This is a genomic window from Collinsella sp. CLA-ER-H3, assembly GCF_040092425.1.
Lineage (GTDB): Bacteria > Actinomycetota > Coriobacteriia > Coriobacteriales > Coriobacteriaceae > Collinsella.
Genome location: NZ_JBBNLP010000008.1, coordinates 1 through 17,130, shown reverse-complemented (window position 1 = coordinate 17,130; position 17,130 = coordinate 1). Strand labels below are relative to the sequence as shown.

The window sequence follows — 17,130 nt, the reverse complement described above, 5'->3', positions numbered from 1 at the left end:
TTCGAATTTTGCTTGACAGGAACAACTGTTCGAAGATAATAATAACCGAACATTCGTTCTCGCGCTAGACATTTTTGTCCGCGCGGCTTGATAAAACTGTTCTCAGCAAAACACGCGAGAGGAGAACATGATGAACGCAACGAATATGGTCCAGGGAAACCTCGCCCTTAAGCTCGAGACGCCTGCAGAATACACTTTTACGGTTGTTCAGGGTGGCCGCTCCGGCTTTCAGCCTTTGACCGTAAAGCCTGCTCGCAATCAGCAGGCTGTAGTCGCGCCGGCCCGCGTTGCCCTGAAGGTTCCGACGATTGTCGCCGTTGCCGTTGCGCTTACGCTCTTCTTTGTCCTCGCTACATCGGTCTTTAGCGCTCGTCACGCCGCGTATGCCGAGTCCGTTTCCAATGTTACCTACGAGACCATTCGCGTTCAGCCTGGCGATTCTCTTTGGTCGCTTGCCGAGGAATATCCAATCGAAGGCCTTTCCACGCAAGAGACTTCCGACATGATTCGTAGCGTCAATCATCTGGAGCATGGTTCGCTCGCCGCCGGTGCGCATCTTAAGGTTCCTGCTCGTTCGTAATCATTATCGCGCTGCGCATGGTACCCTTGTTATCGTTTAAGAGGAGGTACCATGCGCTGTCCCAAATGCGGCAAGGCACATACCCGCGTCGTTGATTCCCGTATGCAGGAGTCAAATAACACCATTAAGCGCCGTCGTGAATGTTGCTCGTGTAACTATCGCTTTACAACGTTCGAGCGATGCGAAGACCCAATTGAGGTCATTAAGTCGGACGGAACCAAGCAGCGGTTCGATCGCAATAAGCTGCTCGTCGGCTTGATGCGTGCCACCATCAAGCGCGATATCGACACTAAGAAGCTCAATGAGATTATCGACGATATCGAGGTCGAGCTGCGCTCTCGCACGCTGACGGCCGTCACGTCGCATGAGTTGGGTGACATGGTGCTCAAGCGCTTGGCCAAGATCGATAAGGTGGCGTACATCCGCTTTGCCTCGGTCTACCGCGATTTCAAAGACGTCGATGAGTTTCTGCAAGAGCTCGACAAGCTAAGGTGATTCCATGTCCTGCATTACCGTCAACATAAAGCGTCTCGACCCCACCGTCGAGCTTCCCAAATACGCCCATCCCACCGATGCCGGCTTGGATCTGCGCTCCAACGAGGACTGCGTCCTGAAGCCCTTCGAACGTCGTCTGGTCTCTACCGGGCTGGCCATCGCCCTGCCCGATGGCTACGCCGGCTTCGTCCAGCCCCGCAGCGGTCTCGCCATCAAGCAGGGCCTGTCTATAGTCAATACGCCTGGCCTCATCGACGCCCACTACCGAGGAGAACTCAAGGTTATCCTCATCAACCTGGACCCCTCAAACAACATCCAAATCAACAAAGGCGACCGCATAGCCCAACTCGTCATCCAAGAAGTCCCCACGGTTAACCTCATAGAAGTAGAAGAACTAGACGAAACCGACCGAGGCAACGGAGGCTTCGGCTCCAGCGGCGTCGCCTAGGGGCGCTCGTATCCCTCCCGCCCGGGGCTTACCTATATCATTCCATGCTCAAACATTCTCGCGTCGCTTCGCTCGCTGCGAAACTGCGCGTGGAACGATATAGGTAAGCCCCGGGCGGGCGGCTACTCGCTTGAAACAATATTTACTTTTCTAGTAAGCCGATGCGACAAAGGGGCTGTCCCTTTGTCGCATCGGCTTACTGTATTTATATTTTCCTGTTTTACCTTTGCAGGTTCTAATGGAGGGGATACCGAAGTAGCTGCTAGTAAGTAAACGCAGCCGCTCTGCCGGAGCCGCCCTTATATCGTTCCACGCGCAGTTTCGCAGCGAAGCGAGAATGTTTGAGCATGGAATGATATAAGGGCGGCTCCGGCAGAGCGGCGGACATTCGACTAGCGGATATGCGCGGGCTTTCCTCCCCAGTAGAAGCGGCAGAAGGCTCGTTTGCGCTTTTGGGGTTTGCCTACGAGCTCCATGGTGGCGATGGCTATGTCTTCGGCTGCGTGGGGGCGGCGTAGTACTTCGCCGTTGATGAGTAGGGCTTTGAGTGATTCGGGATGGTCGTGCAAGTGACGTAGGGTTACGATGAGTTCACGTGCGGTGGTGACGTGCATGCTGGCGCCCATGCCGGTAAGCATCGTGGTGTTGGCCTTTTCCTGACCGTATGATTTGCCCAGCAGGATCATCGGCAGATGAGCGCACAGGCACTCGGTGACCGTGAGTCCGCCTGATTTGAGGATTGCCAGGTCGCAGCCGTGCATGAGGGCCGCCATGTCGTCCACGTAGTCCAGAACCGTGACGTTGTCGAGCTTCATGGCGTCGAAGAGCGTCTTGAGTCGGGCGGCGTATTCCTTATCCTTGCCCGGTAAAAAGACAAAGTGCATGTCCTCAAAGCTGCGTAAGAAGGGGAGCGTGTGGTCCATCGCGGCACGGAAACGCACGTATGGTTGGGGCAAACTGGCGCCGGCCATCACCAATACGACGGTTTTGTCTATGGGGAGATTGAACTTGCTCAGCTCTTCCTCGCGATCGTAATTTGAATCGAAACCGGCTCGGATGGGGATGCCCGTTATGCGGATCTTTGACTCGGGAACTTTGCGGGGGCGCAGCGTTTCGGCCATAAACTCGTTGGCCACGCAGAACAGGTCGGTGTCCTTGTGGGGCCAAAAGCCTTCGACTTCATAGTCTGTTGGTACGCAGATGACCGGATAATCGATACCCGTAATAACGCGGGCACCCACGGCAACATTGGCTGCTGTGATGTGCGTTGCGACCACGGCTATAGGCCTGCGGCGACGAATATATTCGTTGAAGGCGGGGAACATAATTCGCGACCATGCCGTGCCGCCACCCCAGAGAAGATGCCCCGTAAGCGTATATCGCCAGGTCAGGTCGTAAATGGGGCGTGTTGCTCCCGTAAAAGAAGCCGCGGTCTTATTGCCGTCGAATTTAATACGTCCAAAATCAAGGATATCGAGCACTTCAATTTCAATATCCTCAGGGATTCCCTTGGTGCCGCGGATAAGGTCAAATGCTTGTGCAATCGCGTTGGCGGCGGCTTTGTGGCCCGATCCAACTGATGCGTGCACAATGGTTACCAGGGGTTTTTGTGCAGGTAAAACGGTCATTTGCTCCGGTTGGGGAGTGGCTTGCATGGGCAGGGGAGCGCTATTGCTCGTCTGCGTTTGATCCATCGATAACTCCCCTTCAGCTTTGTTACGCGATTTATCATTGTAGTGCATGAGTGTCATGTTCACGTAAATTTGGGTATGAGCGCAAAGAACGACAACGTTTCGACGAGAGGATTCTTCATGACTACCGATCAGCCGATTGATGTTGCGATTATCGGTGGAGGCCCCGCGGGCTATGCTGCCGCCATTTACGCTGCGCGTGCCAACCTGACGACGACCGTGATTGAGCAGGGCATGTCGGGTGGACAGATCGCCACGACCAATGAGGTCGAGAACTATCCGGGCATTCCGCTCTTGAGTGGCGCCGAACTCGGCGAGCGTTTTCAGCAACATGCAGAGGGGCTGGGAGCGCAGGTTACATGGAGCATGGTTACGGGTATCGATTACGATGCCGATGCAGCGCTGTTTACGGTGCATCACGATATGGGCGATACGCTTGCCTCGAGCGTTATCGCTTGCATGGGTGCCACGCCGCGTCCGGCAGGTTTCGCTGGCGAGGATACCTATCGCGGTCGTGGCGTTTCATATTGCGCAACATGTGACGGCATGTTCTTCCGCGGCAAACAGGTCTTTGTAATCGGTGGTGGCAATTCGGCATGCGAAGAGGCACTGTTCCTGTCAGACATTGCCAGCAGTGTGACCATCGTGCTGCGCCGCGACCAGTTCCGTGCGCCTGATGGTGTTGTTCAGAAAGTACTCAAAAAGGACAATATTACAGTTAGGTACCAAACTAGTATTGTTGAGCTTTCTGGTGAAGCGATGCCCACGACAATTACGTTCAAGGACAATGCAAGCGGTAAGACGCATGCTGAGACCTTTGAGCCTGGCTCGTTTGGCATCTTTGTCTTTACCGGGACGCAACCCCATACCGAGCTTGTTGAGCATCTTGTCGATCTGGCGCCTGATGGCGGCATTCTGACTGATGAATCCATGGCGACCCGCACGCCAGGTCTATTTGCTGCTGGCGATATCCGTTCCAAGCGCTTACGTCAGGTTGTGACCGCCGTTTCTGACGGAGCCATAGCAGCAACGGGCGCATACGCGTTTCTCCGCGGATAAGTACGATAATATATCTTATGTAAGGTTGTTATCAATTAACTAAATGGTGGGACGATGCATCAGTGCGTTGTCCCACCAATTTTCTTGTCTGCTATGTGGTATGCAAAACTAGATAACGTAGAATACAATATAGAAAATGAACGGAGGAACCTTATGAACCACGTTAAACACGTTATTCCGATGTCCGATTCGTCGGTCAGCATTAAGCCTGAGGATATTCAGCCCACTGTGCTGCCCGATGCATTTATTCAGTCCGATATCGTGCGCAAACTTAATACGTTGAGCCTGCCGCGCTATGACCAGTTGCCCAATGTGACGCTCTACCGCGACCAGGTCATTGAGTATGTTGCGCTGTGGATGGAGCCGCTGTCCCTTTGCGTTGAGCAGCCTATCATTACGCCATCGATGATCAATAACTACGTAAAGGTTGGCCTGGTGCCTGCTCCGGTCAAAAAGCAATATGGCCGCGAGCAGATTGCCCGCCTGATCGCTATCTGCATCTTTAAGCAGGTGCTACCTATTGCTGCGGTGCAGGCACTCTTTAACATTCAGCGATTGAGCTACGATGCCCCGACGGCCTTTGATTATGTGGTCGATCAGCTCGAGGCATCGATTCGTGCGGCGTTTTCCGTCGAGCAGACTCCCGTGCCCGATACGGCGCATCAGGTAACGCGTGAGTCGCTGCTTGTGCGCAGCGCGGTATCGTCCTTCGTTTCGAAGGCGTACCTGATGAGCTATCTCAAGTTCAACGGGTTTAGTAGTTAATTGATTTGAAAGGTGGTGGGACAAAGAATTACTGACTAATTTGTCCCACCTGACTCTATTTGCCCGAAGCTACGCCCATGCCGTAGCCGATGATGAGGCCGTGCATCTCGGCGTAATAGGAATCCAGGCCGTTGCAGGGCATGATGATGGTCTTGGAGCCGGGCCAATGCTCGACTATGCGGTCAGTAAGCGCCTGGGCTCCAGCTTCGTTCTCAACGTGATCGATGACGACCTCACCGCCCGTAAAGCCCTCGGCTTCCATAGTGTCGATGATCTTGTTGAGCATCTTCTTTTCGCCACGCGTGTGCCCGACGAGTTCGATTTTACCGGCCTCACTCGCTGTGCCCAAAATGCGGATATTGAGCTTGTTGGCAATGACGCCGGCTGCCTTAGGGATACGTCCGGCTTTGGCGAGGTTTTCGTAATTGCACAAACTGAAGAGGATTTTGCTGTTCTGTTCAAGGCTATCGAAGTATGCGCAAGCGTCCTCGAATGCGACATCCGGATTGCTTACAAGATAGCGGTCGAACAGCAAGAAAATGAGGTCCATTTTGCCGCCAGCTGCGCGTGAATTGACTAGATGAATCTGCCGGTCGGGCTCCTCGGTAAGAACCATATCGCGAGCCGTGGCTGCCGCGTTGTAGCTGCCCGACACGCCCTCAGAGATCGGCATGCAGATGGTCTTGTCTGCCAATTTGAAGAGCTCGGCCCACTCCCCTACGCTGGGACAAGCGCTCGAAGAAGCGTTCGTCTCCGCCTGAACAGCGCAGTTGAGCTCATGAACATCAAGCGAAAGGTCATCGACGAATTCACGCTCCCCTACTCGGATTTTAAGAGGCGCGAATGCAAAGGTGGTATGGGGTGCGGTTGGTTGCCAATCGCGAAGATTGCAGCTTGAATCGGAGATAAGTGCCCAGCTCATTGAGGGTCCTTTCTAGTTGTTCCTCAACAATTATAGCTATCTTTTGGAAAGATGCTGCGCATATCTAGTATTCAAAACTAGATTGTTGCTTATACGCAAAACGGGCGGTCGAGATAAAAGAATGGACCTCGCTTCCAAAGGATGCGAGGTCCACCTTCGTTTACTGAGTTACAACACTTAGTAGCGAACGAAAATGTAATTGTTGTTCATGCCAGCGGCAACGGAGCTGATGATAACGCCCGTCTTGTAGTCGGAAGCATGGATCATCTGGCCGTTACCAATGTAGATGCCGGTGTGGTAAGAGTTAACCACGACGTCACCAGGCTGGGGATCGGACACGCGGGTCCAGCCCATAAAGGTGCCCGTGGTGCCAAGGCGGCAATAACGGCCGGTGAGGCAGTAGCTTACAAAACCGGAGCAGTCAAAGCTGTTCGGTCCAATGCCGCCCCAAGAATAAGCATAACCGAGCTTGCTGTAGGCGCGCGAAACAACGGTACCACCGTCAACGGACTGGCTCGGTGCGGAAGGGGTCGGCGCCGGAGCGGGCGTCACGGGCTGGGGCGTGGGGGCAGGAGCGGGCGCAGGCGCAGGCGTATTGCCGCCACCATTGTTGGTCGTGCCGCCACCATTATTGGTGTTCTCGGTCGTACCGGCGGTGTCGTTGCTCACCGTGGCCTTTTCGGCAGTACTGGCATTGATGCCAGCCTGCAGCGCGGCGTTGGCCTCGGCCTCGGCAGTAAGCTCGGCCTGCAACTGAGAATCCAGGGAGTTCACGACACTCTGGGCCTCAGCCTGCTGGGCATTGAGCTCGTCGACCTTCTTCTGCGTCGCAGCGACGTTCTTCTCCTGCTCGGTCTGCTTATCGGTAAGCTGCTGCTTAAGCTCCTTGACCTCCTGAATGGTTTGGGCCTGCTTGTCGGACACCTTGCCGTAGTAGAAGAGACGGTTGAGCATATCGCCCAGGTCATCGACACCCGTCAGAACCTGAAGGAGACTCAGACCGCCGGTCTTGTACTCACCGGCAACGTAGCTCGAAAGCTTTGCCTGACCCTCCGCAATCTCTTGCTGCTTTTGCGTAATCTCGCCTGCAGTCTGATCAAGCTCTTGCGTCTGTGAGGAGAGCTCTTCATGAATTTGCTGGGTTTGGGTACCGATCTGCTCGAGCTTCGTACGAGCAGCGGCAAGGTCGGATGCGGTATCGGCGTAGGCAGGAGCCGCGAGGCCCAAGCCCAAAACACAAGCGAGGGTTGCCGTAGCAGCGCAGCGTGCCATGTTTTTATGCGTGTTTGCTGTGCGCATGTAGCTTCCTTTCCAGTAACTAAGGGTAACGGCTAGTCCACCGTCACCAGGCTAAAGAGCTCCACATCGTCATCAGACGGCGTGAGCTTCTCGCGCGGGTTGAGAAACGCAAGCTCAAGGATACAGCCGTAACCGATAAGCTTTGCGCCCATATCTCGCACCAGTTTACCTGTTGCCTCGACGGTTCCGCCCGTCGCGACCAAGTCGTCCAGAATCAACACGGTATCTTTAGAGCTGATAGCGTCGGCATGGATCTCAATGGAATCCGTTCCGTACTCGAGCTCGTAGCTCTGGCTCACGGTCTCGCGCGGCAGCTTGCCCGGTTTACGTGCGGGAACAAAGCCGGCGCCAAGGGCTACAGCCACCGGTACGCCAACCATAAAGCCGCGAGCCTCGGGACCCACGACCTTGGTGATTCCCATGCCGGCAAAGTGCTCGGCGAGGGAATCGGTCATGGCTTTGAGCGCCTCGGGATTGCCAAAGAGCGGCGTGATGTCTTTAAAGATGACTCCGGGCTCGGGATAGTCGGGGATGTCGACGATTTGAGATTCGAAGTCGTACATTGCATGACCTTTCAATGGGTCGCCGAAATTTCGGCAGCGATTACTTGTCCGCCGTGGCGGTGCCGGAGTGCGAAGGGGCGACGACCTTGAGCGGCTTTACGAGAGAATCCTCGTGCGAAGCCGGCGTGGCTATCTCTTCGTTTTTGGCTTTGGTGGACTCGGAGCGAGTGATCTCCTCATCGAGTGCATCGATGTCGGCGTCCTCGACCACGGCATTGAGCGACTCAAAAACGCGGTTCTTGAGCAGCGCAGTGTGCACACCTTCCGTCAGGTCGTGAAGCTTCTTAAACGCACGCTCGAGCTTGGCGTCGCGCTCGTCATCGGAGGTATCCATTCCGAGCATGCTCACGAGCACCTGCTCAAACATCGAGGACTCGCGGTTGGCGGAAGACACGTACTGACGCAGGTTGCGGGGCTCGATATGGAAGCGTGACAGCTCGGAGCAGTAGCGGATGATTGGAAAATCGCGACCATCGACGAGCTCACGATTCTGCGGACTCTTGATGATGCGAATGAGGTCGTTCTCGGCGAGCGAGCGTATAAACGAAATCTCGACGCCCAGCATATCGGGAATGGTCTCAATGGGATGCAGCTTTTGCTTGGTCTCCTTGGGCTCCGTCTTGAGCGGAACATCGGACAGTAGGCCCACCTCGTAGGCGAGCGTAGACAAGTCCGTGGCGTTTTCCAAGCGCTGCTTAATCACGTTGAGCGGCATATAGCGGGTCTTCTGCAGGTGCAGGATGACCTCCAGGCGGTCAACGTCCTCTTTGGAGTACTGACGGTATCCCTTAGGCGTACGATGAGGGGTAATGAGCCCCTCATCCTCTAGAAATCTAATTTTTGAGTTCGAAAGATCGGGGTATGCGCCTCGAAGAAGGTTGACGACTTGGCCGATACTCAGATAGTTGCGTTCGGCCATGCCCTATTCACCGGTTTCGATGCGCTCCGGCGTGCTCTCGTGGTAGATGAGCGTAAAAGTACCGATTTGGACGGATGAACCATCGTGCAGCGGGGCTGCATTGACGATGGCACCGTCGACCCAGGTGCCATTGAGCGAGCCCAAGTCCTCGATGCGAGCCTGGAGCCCCTCACGAATAATGCGCGCGTGGCTGCGCGAAACGGTCATGTCATTGAGGAAGATGCCGTTCGCAGGATCGCGGCCGATGGTGGTCACGTCGTCCTCGAGCTCAAAGGCGGCACCAGTCTGCGGACCCTTGACGATGGACAGAACGGGGGCGGTGATGCGCACGTTGGCCATGAGGTCGGGAACGGTGACGTCGCTTGAAGGCACGCGGAATACGCAGGTAGCGTCAGCAGTCTTATCATTCTGAGGCATATTGTTAACCATGTTGTCCATGACAACCCCTAACTTATCGCGGACGAGCCGCAAATAATGAACCGTACGTAATCATACCCCAAAGAATCAGTCTTCGATTTCAGGGTTCAGAAAGTCGATGTCCTCGTCCTCGGGATGCGCGAGAGCCTGTTTAATGGCCGCTCCGCCCTTAATGGAGTAGATGACAGCGGTGAGCATGGAGAAGATCACGCCGCCATACACAAAGAAGATGCCGAGGGGCACCGAGCTTCCGTTGAGACCCGGGAAGGCCGCGAGTGTCGGAGGTAAAAGGTGCAGGCCGCCAACAACGGGGAACCCGAGCAGCATGAGTGAGAAGCCGGTCATGAGCAGTGCAGTGGCAATCTTTCCGGGAAAGACGACATCGATGGGGCGACGGTGATAATGACGAACGATAAGCGTGCCGATGCCCAGATAGATGTCGCGGCCAATAATGAGCACGCAGACCCAGATGGGCAGCTCTCCGCGGACCACCAGCCCAAGTACGCCGGTGAACAGCAGCGCACGGTCACAAATGGGATCCATGACCTTGCCGAGCCACGAGACCGTCTTGGTCATGCGGGCGATCTGACCGTCCATCCAGTCGGTAGAGGCGGCAACGGCGTAGATAACGATGGCGATGACGCGGTTGTTATCCGTCACAAACAGGTACAGAAATACCAGGGTGAGGATCAGGCGCGTAAAGGTGATGAAATTGGAGATCGTAAAGATCTTATTCGACGGGTAATCGGAAGTGCCGATAAGCTCCTTTTTGATCTTCTTTTTGATGCCCACAGGACTCCCCCGCTGGTTAACGACAAAACTTTCGCTACTATACCCGTTCCGGCGATGTCTATCCAGCGTAAGCATAGAGAGTCCAGACATGAGGAAGGCGCTTTTGGGCGGCGGTGGATTTCACATTCGTGTACATCAGCCTCCAAACATGCCGAAAAATGTCGGTTTTGGAGGGTGATGTACACGTTTTGATTCGGTGATTACATCGATCGGGAAAGTTGTTGCCTTAAGCAGATTAATCATGATGTGCGGGTCGAGAAGGGTTGGCGCTAAAAGAACCCAACGGCCGTTACGGCTTCGTTAGAAACGCGTCCCACCATGGATGATGAACCCGAAAGGCAAGGCGCGCGGGCACGGCGACTCGGCCCGCGCTTCCGAAGGAGAAAGGATAAACCCATGGGTTACATGCTCGAGACGCGCGGGCTCACCAAGCGCTTCGGCCGCGGCGACCAGGCGCAGGACGCCGTGGCCGACGTGAGCCTTCATATCCGCGAGGGCGAGGTGTACGGGCTGCTCGGCCCCAACGGCGCCGGCAAGTCGACAACGCTCAAGATGATCTGCGGGATGCTGCGGCCGACGGCCGGGGAGATCCTCTTTGCCGGGCACGCCTGGCGCCGCGAGGACCTCTACGCAATCGGCAGCCTCATCGAGGAGGCGCCGCTCTACCCCAACCTCACCGCGCGCGAGAACCTGCGCGTGCGCACCACGCTGCTGGGCCTTCCCGAGAGCCGCATAGATGAGGTGCTCGCCGCCGTGGACCTCGCGGACACCGGGAAGAAGCGCGCCGGGCGCTTCTCGATGGGCATGCGGCAGCGCCTGGGGCTCGCGCTGGCGCTGATCGCCCGGCCACGCCTACTCGTGCTCGACGAGCCCACCAACGGCCTCGACCCCATCGGCATCGAGGAGTTGCGCGACCAGATCCGCGGCTTCGCGGCGGCGGGTACGACGGTGATCGTTTCGAGCCACATCCTCTCCGAGGTGCAGCAGATGGCTGACACCATCGGCATCATCTACGGGGGGCGCCTCGCCTACGAGGATGCGCTTCGGCCCGGGCAGGACCTCGAGGAACTCTTCATGAGCGTCTGCCGGGAGGGGCGACGAGCGCGCGGGGAGGTGGCGGCATGACGGGCGAGAAAGGCGGCCTGCTCGCGGGCCTGCGCGCCGAGGCCCTGAAGTCGCGCCACGCGGCACCGGTTCGCCTGGCCGTGCTCATGGCGCTGCCGATGCCGCTGCTCGGCGCGATACCCTACCAGGGCGTGCAGATCTTCAGCGCGTGGAACTACTGGTACGCGCTCTTCCTGCCCGTGTGTCTCTCGCTCGTGGTGGCGTGCGTCTCGCGGGCGGACGCTCGCACGCGGATGCGGGGGCTGCTGGGCCTGGGCTTCCCGCTCGGGCGCGCCTGGTGGGCCAAGGCGCTCTGGTGCCTCGCGCTCTGCACGCTCTCGAACCTCGTGGTCTTCGGCATCTACCTCGCGGGATCGGCGTTCTCCTCGCAGGGCCTCACGGTCGCGGGCACGCTCACGATGCTCCTCTGCGCGTTCGTCAACACGGTGACCGCGGCGTGGATGATCCCCGCAGGGCTCTTCCTCACGGCGCGGCTCGGCATGCTCGCGGGCATCTTCTGCCCGCTCGCCGCGCAACTCGTGGGTGGGTTCGCCTGGTCGTTGGTGCCGCTGCCGCAGCTCTTTCCGCCGTCGGCGAGCATGGTCATCCCCACGAGCTTCATCCCCGTGCTGCCGAGCGGTGAGCCACTCGCGGCGGACATGGCGCTCGGCGGGGCGCTCGCGGCGGATGGCATGCTCACACTGGCGGGCCTTGCGGTCAGCGCGCTCGCGTTCGCCGCGCTCACGGCGGCGGGCGCGGCCTGGTTCGCGCGCTCCGAGGAGAGGTAATGGCCATGACACGACTCTCCGACCCGACGCCGCGCATGACTCTCTCGCGGGCCCTGCTCTCCGAGGCCCTGCGCCTGGCGCGCTCCCCGCTCTCGGCGGTGCATCTCGTCTGCGGCCTGGCAGCCGGTCTTGCCTGCGGCGAGTACTTCTCCATAGCCCGATGGGACCCGGCGCTGGGCGCGGACGCCTACGTCCAGTTTCTCGGCGCCCTCATGCCGCTCATGTCCGCCATCGTCTGCGGGCTCGCCGTGGACGAGGAGCGCGCTGCCGGGCGCCTCGCCAACCTCACGGCGGTCCCCTCGCGCGGGCGGGCCGTCGCGGCGAAGCTGCTCGCCCTTGCGGCGCTCGGCGCGGGCGCGCTGGCCGTGGCGCTCGGCGTGTTCGGGGCTGTGCTCGCCGTCGCCGGGCGCCTGCCGCTCGGGCCCGCTCCGCTTGCAGCCGCCTGGGCGGGCATCGTGCTGGGCAGCCTGCCCCTCTACGCACTGGGGCTCGGCGTGGCCCTGCGCCTCGGCCGCAACGCCGCCATCGGCGCCGGCGCTGCGGGTATGCTCCTCGCGTTCTTCTCAGTGGGCGGACTTGCGCACGGCCTCATGACCGGCGAGCTCACCGGTGCCCTGGCGACGCCCCTGAGCTGGGTGCCGCTCGCCTGGCCCGCGCGCCTGGGGTCGCTCGGGGTGGAGGCCTTCATCGACGCCGCACGCGCGGCGGGCCCACTCCTCACGACTGCGCTCGCTGGCCTCGTGCTCACCCTGGCAGCCGACGCCGTCCTTCTTGCCTGGTTCTGCCGCTTCGAGGACGGGAGGGCAGATGCGTAGGAGGCCGCTCGCCGCCATGCTCGCCCTCCTCTCCGCAGCGCTCGTCCTGGGCGGGAATGCCCTGCTCGACGCCGGCTGGGGGTCGGCGCTGCGCTCGATCGCCGACCGCGTGCTGCCCAACCCTGAGATCGTCATGTGGGCGCCCGCGCCCGAGTCCGGCAGTCACGCGAGCTCCTACGCCAACGCCACCGGGGCGGGGGCAAACTACGTCTACCTGGTGGACGCGGCGGACGACAGATGCAATGTCCGAGAGCTCCAGCTCATCTTCTTCGGGCGGGAGTCGGACGGCGAGGGCTGGCTCGAGATCGAGGCGCGCGGCGGCTCGGGCGTGCGCTACCGCGCGTGCGACGCGGCCGAGGCACCCGCGGCTGCGCGCAGGGCTCTGGACCGCTGAGCGCGGCGCTAGTACAATTCCGACGAGAATTTCAGGAGGTCGAACATGGCGAGGATACTGGCAGTGGATGATGAACGGGCGATCCTCGACGCGCTCGCGCGCGTCCTCGGCCGCGACGGCCATGAGGTCGTCAAGGCAGCGGACCCGACGGCGGTCCCGGGGACGGACCTCTCGCGCTTCGACCTCGTGCTCTGCGACGTCATGATGCCGGGGCTCGACGGCTTCGAGCTCGTGCGGCAGATCCGCCCGGACTTCGATGGGCCCATCATCTTCCTGACCGCGCGCGTGGCCGAGGAGGACGCCGTGGCCGGCTACGGCCTGGGCGCCGACGACTACGTCCGCAAGCCCTTCGGGGCCGCGGAGCTGCGCGCCAAGGTCGCGGCCCATCTACGCCGTGAGCGCCGGCCGCGCTCGCACGCCCTCTCCTTCGGGGAGGTGCGGATCGACCTCGGGGCGCGCGGCCTCGCCGTGGGCGGCGAGGCCGTGCCGCTCACGCCCACCGAGTACGCCATCTGCGAGTACCTCGCCCGCCACCCCGGGCAGGTCATGAGCCGCGCGCAGATCCGCGAGGCGGTGCTCGGCTGGGAGAGCGACGCCGACGACGCGGCCATATCCATGCAGGTCAGCCGCGCCCGGAGGAAACTCTCCGAGGCCGGCGCCGATCCGATCGCGACCGTCTGGGGGATGGGGTACAAGTGGCAGCTCTGAGGACCGGGGCGCGAGGTCGCGGGGGCATGCCGCTCTCCTTCGTCATCGCGCGCTACTTCGCCTACGCGTTCGCGGCGGTCGCCACGGCGTGGCTCGCCTCGTTCATGGCGCTCTCCGCGGCGATCAATGTGGGCTTCGTCTACGAGGCGAGCTGGGGGCCGGCCAATGCGCGCGAGGTCGCGGAGGGCCTGGCACGCGACGACGTCTGCGGGCAGCAGGACGTGCCGACGGCGTACCGCTACCTCATCCTGAACAAGGACGGATACGTGCTGATGACAGACCTCGAGGGCACGCGGCTCGAGGACGCGACGGAAATGGCCCGTACGGCACTCGCCGCTGATCCGGGCACAGTGGAGATCGAGGGCGGGGGCTCGGGCCTCACCTACGCCGCGTTCCCGCTCAAGGACGGCGGGGCATGCGCGCTCGTCAGCGAGTACCTGCCGCAGTGGGTCTCGCGCGATCTCGCCGGCCTGCTTCCCAACCCGCAGAACCTCATGCTCGTCGGCGCCGCGGCGGGAAGCGCGCTCGCGCTCGCGCTCGTGGCGCGCCGCGCGAGCCGCGTGATCTCGCGCAAGATGGCGCCGCTCGCGGAGACGGCGGGGCGCGTCGGCGCGGGGGAGCTCGACTTCGCGGTCGGCAGCACCAACGTGCGCGAGGTGAACGACGTCCTCGCCGCGATGGACGCCATGCGGGCCTCCCTCGCCGAGTCGCTCGAGGCCCGCTGGGCCGCGGAGCGGGGGCAGCGCGAGCAGATGGCGTCGCTCGCCCACGACCTCAAGACGCCGCTCACCGTGCTGCGCGCCAACGCCGACTTCGTGGCGGAGGAGCTGGAAGACGAGAAAGACGCCGACCTCGCGGCCGCCGCGCGCGACATAGCCGGCAGTGTCGAAAGGCTCGACGGCTACGTGCGCTTGCTCATCGAGGCCTCGCGCGGGTCCGGCGGGGCGGAGAGGGCCCCCATGCGGCCGGCCGAGCTCTGCGAGCAGGTCCTCGCCGAGGCCGCCCAGATCGCCCGGGCGCGAGGCGTGACGCTCGACGCGGCCACGGGCCCCGCTGTCGCGGGCGCGCCCGAGGCCCCGCTCGACCGAACCGCCCTGGCGCGAGCCGCCGCGAACCTCGTGGCCAACGCCGCCGAGCACGCACGCTCGCGCGTGGCTGTCTCCTGCGACGTCGCGGGCGGGCACCTCGTCATCGAGGTTGCCGACGACGGACCGGGCTTTTCTCCCGCCGCCCTCGAACGCGGCTGCGAGCGCCTCTTCACGGACGACTCCTCCCGCTCCTCGCGTGACGGAGGTCGCCACTACGGGCTCGGCCTCCACGTCGCCTCCGAGGCCGCGAGCGCCCACGGGGGCTCCGTCTCGCTCGCCAACGGCCCCTCGGGCGGTGCGGTGGCCACCATCGCGGTCCCACTGTGCGGGGCCTAACGAATCAGGCCCCGCACAGTGGCATACCTCGCAACCAAACGCTTCCCGGATAATTCATGAGGCCGTACTCGTATTCGAGCCTGCCTATCTCTGCGGCAAGCGCCTCCGTCATGTAGAAGGTTTTCGTGCGGCCCGTCGACTTCGCCAGGCGGTCGTACCTGTTCGCGAGGTCCTCGGGGGTTCTCAGGGCTGCGGTGGCGGTTGCCATGATGCACCTCCCGGTTAGATGTAATACGTGTATTACTTTCTATCACATCACCCGAACCCCGCACCGGCGTACGGTCGTATCTGCTTTTTTACCTTACATTTTGTCAACCGGCCCATGCTCGGCTTGTTCAGCCGGATTAAATCAACTGTTAAATCAATCCAGGCCTGTAGGGGGCGGTGGAAATCTTTCGAGGACTGGGGGCGCCGTCCCTGGGTCGGCTCCTCGATGGCCGCGGCTGAATTCCCCTGCCATCGGCTGCGTGGGTTCCGGCACGGGGTTCTGGCGCTGCTCGAACTGGGCGCAAGACTCGGCTGTTGGTCGTACCGGACGGCATACGTTTTGAGATCGGCAAGCTGATGCCGGCTCGAGGACAGCGGCCCGGTGCACCGGGCCGATCGATAGCGGTCTCAGGTTCACAGCGCAGCTTCCCAGGGCTCGCATATATAGGAAGACTTGATTGGCAATCGATTTTAATGAAGTCGGCAGCGCATGTCAGAGTTTTCAACAAATTTAACATGCCACCCTTTATATCCGCACGCGCGTAATTCAACTCATAAGGACCGGCTATCCCTTACCTGTGACACAATCTCAAACGCACAGAACAGAATCATCAGTCCAATCATCGCATAAGAGGCAGCCGAACCTTCAAGCACTATTCCACAAAGAACAATCTCCGCGCCGCCAATAAGAACTGTTATCAGGCGCTCTGCCTTTTTGCTCTCGCCGCTCGCATAAAAAGGCGGCAAAGCGCACAAGATCACATATAGCCCGGGAAGGGAATACAGGATCGATAGTCCAAGCCCCCCATCAACCGCAGTGTTTTGCGTAAGAATCAACTGAACCCAAACGGCAATTATCACTGAGCAGGTTGTCGATAAAAGAAGACTAGAAATATAGCACGCAACAAAGTCCCGTTGCATTCGAACAGAGAAATCCGCGAACTCTCTTCGCCGCGTGGAAACAATAAGGTACACAGAAATTGCAATAGAACCAATCAGAGAAAACAGCGGAACAACCAGCAATTCAAGCTTATTACCCCATCGATCAACCACACCCCCACTCCAATGAGCGGGAATTGTATCAGGGAGGACTGACCAAGCCGCCCATAGAATCAGAAATGGAAGAATAGAGAGGATGAAAGATGATAACACTGCAGTAATTTTTTTTGAGGCTCTCATCGATTCCGCATCTCCTTGCGCGCCCACATTCCACTCCGCCTTAAATTAAGTATAAATAGATGGCGCTCAGTATTATTGGCGCAATCGCGATAGCGATTACCGCCGTTGTTTCTTTAAAAATGGTAGGAATATATGTCTCCAAGAATTGATATATCGATTGACGAGCTGCCCGAAGCGTCGAGCCTTCTTGATGGACATGACTATTCGTCACAAATCATTCAGCGTATCGCCAGGGTTCCAGTAATACTCGATGCATCGGGATGCCCTCATTCCCCTTTTTTCGAAGTTGAATATGATGACAGGACGATTAGGTTTACAAGTCAAGCAAGTTAATAATCTATGTGGTCAATGTGATTCCGTTGAACCCGCATATCGATACCGTTCAGCCATTCGCCTCGCCCCCGTCGCACGTATCTTCATCCGGTCTGTCATTATTAATCTAACAATTCTTTGAGGAACGTAGGTGCTTCTAAATGTACTGTCGACTTCTTCTCAAACTAATCCTAAGAGACAAGGCCGTATGGATTTGTACGCTCGTTCTCGCTGCAGCCTTCTCCATCC

20 protein-coding genes are annotated in these 17,130 nt (G+C 59.5%); 11 read left to right on the top strand and 9 right to left on the bottom strand.

Annotation, left to right across the window (positions count from 1 at the left end):
• Window positions 1-130 precede the first annotated feature (130 nt).
• The 3 genes from AAAX32_RS07350 to dut are packed head-to-tail and all read left to right on the top strand — an operon-like array spanning window position 131 to window position 1,523.
• On the top strand, window positions 131-580 hold the full coding sequence (locus AAAX32_RS07350; RefSeq protein WP_349100394.1) for a LysM peptidoglycan-binding domain-containing protein: 450 nt from the start codon (window positions 131-133) through the stop codon (window positions 578-580).
• Window positions 581-631: 51 nt separating this feature from the next.
• A complete protein-coding gene (gene nrdR / locus AAAX32_RS07345) occupies window positions 632-1,075 on the top strand; it encodes a transcriptional regulator NrdR (protein ID WP_022093781.1) in 444 nt (147 codons plus the stop codon).
• A 4-nt stretch (window positions 1,076-1,079) separates the two neighbouring features.
• Complete coding sequence (gene dut, locus AAAX32_RS07340) at window positions 1,080-1,523, top strand: dUTP diphosphatase (protein ID WP_035138481.1); 444 nt, start codon at window positions 1,080-1,082, stop codon at window positions 1,521-1,523.
• 392 nt (window positions 1,524-1,915) lie between these two features.
• On the opposite strand, the gene AAAX32_RS07335 is transcribed toward dut, so the two are convergent.
• Window positions 1,916-3,217, bottom strand: a complete 1,302-nt coding sequence (locus tag AAAX32_RS07335) for a glycosyltransferase (RefSeq protein WP_349100393.1) — start codon at window positions 3,215-3,217, stop codon at window positions 1,916-1,918.
• 117 nt (window positions 3,218-3,334) lie between these two features.
• Between AAAX32_RS07335 and AAAX32_RS07330 the strand changes: the two genes are divergently transcribed.
• Complete coding sequence (locus AAAX32_RS07330) at window positions 3,335-4,273, top strand: FAD-dependent oxidoreductase (RefSeq protein WP_349091206.1); 939 nt, start codon at window positions 3,335-3,337, stop codon at window positions 4,271-4,273.
• A 153-nt stretch (window positions 4,274-4,426) separates the two neighbouring features.
• Entirely contained in the window at window positions 4,427-5,038 is a 612-nt protein-coding gene (locus tag AAAX32_RS07325; RefSeq protein ID WP_199411392.1) for a DUF1836 domain-containing protein, read from the top strand.
• Window positions 5,039-5,093: 55 nt separating this feature from the next.
• On the opposite strand, the gene AAAX32_RS07320 is transcribed toward AAAX32_RS07325, so the two are convergent.
• The 6 genes from AAAX32_RS07320 to AAAX32_RS07295 form a co-directional block, all read right to left on the bottom strand.
• Window positions 5,094-5,960 (bottom strand): DegV family protein, encoded by an 867-nt coding sequence (locus tag AAAX32_RS07320; protein ID WP_349100392.1) that lies wholly within the window; start codon window positions 5,958-5,960, stop codon window positions 5,094-5,096.
• Between the two features lie 177 nt (window positions 5,961-6,137).
• The gene (locus AAAX32_RS07315) at window positions 6,138-7,259 is read right to left on the bottom strand and encodes an NlpC/P60 family protein (protein WP_349100391.1); all 1,122 of its coding nucleotides are present in this window, start codon (window positions 7,257-7,259) and stop codon (window positions 6,138-6,140) included.
• 32 nt (window positions 7,260-7,291) lie between these two features.
• Window positions 7,292-7,822, bottom strand: coding sequence for an adenine phosphoribosyltransferase (locus AAAX32_RS07310; protein ID WP_349100390.1), 531 nt, complete (start codon window positions 7,820-7,822; stop codon window positions 7,292-7,294).
• 40 nt (window positions 7,823-7,862) lie between these two features.
• A complete protein-coding gene (locus AAAX32_RS07305; protein ID WP_349100389.1) occupies window positions 7,863-8,741 on the bottom strand; it encodes a MerR family transcriptional regulator in 879 nt (292 codons plus the stop codon).
• Between the two features lie 3 nt (window positions 8,742-8,744).
• A complete protein-coding gene (locus tag AAAX32_RS07300; RefSeq protein WP_192934514.1) occupies window positions 8,745-9,179 on the bottom strand; it encodes an FHA domain-containing protein in 435 nt (144 codons plus the stop codon).
• Window positions 9,180-9,245: 66 nt separating this feature from the next.
• Window positions 9,246-9,950, bottom strand: a complete 705-nt coding sequence (locus tag AAAX32_RS07295; protein ID WP_349100388.1) for a CDP-alcohol phosphatidyltransferase family protein — start codon at window positions 9,948-9,950, stop codon at window positions 9,246-9,248.
• Between the two features lie 396 nt (window positions 9,951-10,346).
• On the opposite strand from AAAX32_RS07295, the gene AAAX32_RS07290 reads away from it, so the two are divergent.
• From AAAX32_RS07290 to AAAX32_RS07265, 6 genes are read left to right on the top strand one after another with little or no spacing between them, the layout of a single operon-like run.
• Entirely contained in the window at window positions 10,347-11,075 is a 729-nt protein-coding gene (locus tag AAAX32_RS07290) for a lantibiotic protection ABC transporter ATP-binding protein (RefSeq protein ID WP_138374932.1), read from the top strand.
• Window positions 11,072-11,842, top strand: coding sequence for a hypothetical protein (locus tag AAAX32_RS07285; protein ID WP_349100387.1), 771 nt, complete (start codon window positions 11,072-11,074; stop codon window positions 11,840-11,842). The genes AAAX32_RS07290 and AAAX32_RS07285 overlap by 4 nt, the downstream gene beginning before the upstream one ends.
• The gene (locus tag AAAX32_RS07280) at window positions 11,842-12,657 is read left to right on the top strand and encodes a lantibiotic ABC transporter permease (RefSeq protein WP_349100386.1); all 816 of its coding nucleotides are present in this window, start codon (window positions 11,842-11,844) and stop codon (window positions 12,655-12,657) included. The genes AAAX32_RS07285 and AAAX32_RS07280 overlap by 1 nt, the downstream gene beginning before the upstream one ends.
• Window positions 12,658-12,673: 16 nt before the next feature.
• Window positions 12,674-13,051, top strand: coding sequence for a hypothetical protein (locus AAAX32_RS07275; protein ID WP_349100385.1), 378 nt, complete (start codon window positions 12,674-12,676; stop codon window positions 13,049-13,051).
• 45 nt (window positions 13,052-13,096) lie between these two features.
• Window positions 13,097-13,759, top strand: coding sequence for a response regulator transcription factor (locus tag AAAX32_RS07270; protein WP_316369581.1), 663 nt, complete (start codon window positions 13,097-13,099; stop codon window positions 13,757-13,759).
• Window positions 13,760-13,785: 26 nt separating this feature from the next.
• Entirely contained in the window at window positions 13,786-15,183 is a 1,398-nt protein-coding gene (locus tag AAAX32_RS07265; RefSeq protein WP_349100384.1) for a HAMP domain-containing sensor histidine kinase, read from the top strand.
• A 4-nt stretch (window positions 15,184-15,187) separates the two neighbouring features.
• Here the strand turns inward: AAAX32_RS07265 and AAAX32_RS07260 are convergent, their stop codons facing one another.
• Window positions 15,188-15,391, bottom strand: coding sequence for a ribbon-helix-helix domain-containing protein (locus AAAX32_RS07260; RefSeq protein WP_349100383.1), 204 nt, complete (start codon window positions 15,389-15,391; stop codon window positions 15,188-15,190).
• Between the two features lie 551 nt (window positions 15,392-15,942).
• Entirely contained in the window at window positions 15,943-16,596 is a 654-nt protein-coding gene (locus AAAX32_RS07255; RefSeq protein ID WP_349100382.1) for a DUF1648 domain-containing protein, read from the bottom strand.
• Window positions 16,597-17,130: the final 534 nt, after the last annotated feature.

What these genes read in the sequence shown, in the direction of transcription:
- AAAX32_RS07350 (WP_349100394.1), top strand. Translation starts at nt 131, where the DNA reads ATGAACGCAACGAATATGGTCCAGGGAAACCTCGCCCTTAAGCTCGAG.
- nrdR (WP_022093781.1), top strand. Translation starts at nt 632, where the DNA reads ATGCGCTGTCCCAAATGCGGCAAGGCACATACCCGCGTCGTTGATTCC.
- dut (WP_035138481.1), top strand. Translation starts at nt 1,080, where the DNA reads ATGTCCTGCATTACCGTCAACATAAAGCGTCTCGACCCCACCGTCGAG.
- AAAX32_RS07335 (WP_349100393.1), bottom strand. Translation starts at nt 3,217, where the DNA reads ATGGATCAAACGCAGACGAGCAATAGCGCTCCCCTGCCCATGCAAGCC.
- AAAX32_RS07330 (WP_349091206.1), top strand. Translation starts at nt 3,335, where the DNA reads ATGACTACCGATCAGCCGATTGATGTTGCGATTATCGGTGGAGGCCCC.
- AAAX32_RS07325 (WP_199411392.1), top strand. Translation starts at nt 4,427, where the DNA reads ATGAACCACGTTAAACACGTTATTCCGATGTCCGATTCGTCGGTCAGC.
- AAAX32_RS07320 (WP_349100392.1), bottom strand. Translation starts at nt 5,960, where the DNA reads ATGAGCTGGGCACTTATCTCCGATTCAAGCTGCAATCTTCGCGATTGG.
- AAAX32_RS07315 (WP_349100391.1), bottom strand. Translation starts at nt 7,259, where the DNA reads ATGCGCACAGCAAACACGCATAAAAACATGGCACGCTGCGCTGCTACG.
- AAAX32_RS07310 (WP_349100390.1), bottom strand. Translation starts at nt 7,822, where the DNA reads ATGTACGACTTCGAATCTCAAATCGTCGACATCCCCGACTATCCCGAG.
- AAAX32_RS07305 (WP_349100389.1), bottom strand. Translation starts at nt 8,741, where the DNA reads ATGGCCGAACGCAACTATCTGAGTATCGGCCAAGTCGTCAACCTTCTT.
- AAAX32_RS07300 (WP_192934514.1), bottom strand. Translation starts at nt 9,179, where the DNA reads ATGGACAACATGGTTAACAATATGCCTCAGAATGATAAGACTGCTGAC.
- AAAX32_RS07290 (WP_138374932.1), top strand. Translation starts at nt 10,347, where the DNA reads ATGGGTTACATGCTCGAGACGCGCGGGCTCACCAAGCGCTTCGGCCGC.
- AAAX32_RS07285 (WP_349100387.1), top strand. Translation starts at nt 11,072, where the DNA reads ATGACGGGCGAGAAAGGCGGCCTGCTCGCGGGCCTGCGCGCCGAGGCC.
- AAAX32_RS07280 (WP_349100386.1), top strand. Translation starts at nt 11,842, where the DNA reads ATGGCCATGACACGACTCTCCGACCCGACGCCGCGCATGACTCTCTCG.
- AAAX32_RS07275 (WP_349100385.1), top strand. Translation starts at nt 12,674, where the DNA reads ATGCTCGCCCTCCTCTCCGCAGCGCTCGTCCTGGGCGGGAATGCCCTG.
- AAAX32_RS07270 (WP_316369581.1), top strand. Translation starts at nt 13,097, where the DNA reads ATGGCGAGGATACTGGCAGTGGATGATGAACGGGCGATCCTCGACGCG.
- AAAX32_RS07265 (WP_349100384.1), top strand. Translation starts at nt 13,786, where the DNA reads ATGCCGCTCTCCTTCGTCATCGCGCGCTACTTCGCCTACGCGTTCGCG.
- AAAX32_RS07260 (WP_349100383.1), bottom strand. Translation starts at nt 15,391, where the DNA reads ATGGCAACCGCCACCGCAGCCCTGAGAACCCCCGAGGACCTCGCGAAC.